This is a genomic window from uncultured Streptomyces sp., from assembly GCF_947488945.1.
In the GTDB taxonomy this organism is placed as follows: Bacteria; Actinomycetota; Actinomycetes; order Streptomycetales; family Streptomycetaceae; genus Streptomyces.
The window spans coordinates 1-242 of the sequence record NZ_CANLBS010000121.1; the positions used below are offsets into that span (position 1 = coordinate 1).

At 71.1% G+C, this 242-nt stretch carries 1 protein-coding gene; it reads right to left on the reverse strand.

The genetic code is table 11. The features are described 5' to 3' along the window. The coding region (locus tag Q0994_RS34070) for a polyketide synthase dehydratase domain-containing protein (protein ID WP_299542634.1) at window positions 1-242 on the reverse strand (242 nt) is incomplete at both ends.

Here is a 242-nt window from a genome sequence, read left to right on the forward strand (position 1 = left end):
TGCTCGCCGACCACGTCGACACGCAACGCCGACTCGCCCGCCGACCCGATCCGGACCCGCACCCGCGAAGCACCGCTCTGAGCGAAGCGCACACCCGACCAGGAGAACGGCAGGCCTACGGAGAATCCCTCACCGTGGTCCAGCCAATCGAGGCCGCCGTGCAGGGAGGCGTCGAACAGTGCCGGGTGGAAGGCGAACGCGCCGGCAGAGTCGGCGTGCTCGTCCGGCAGTGCCACCTCGGC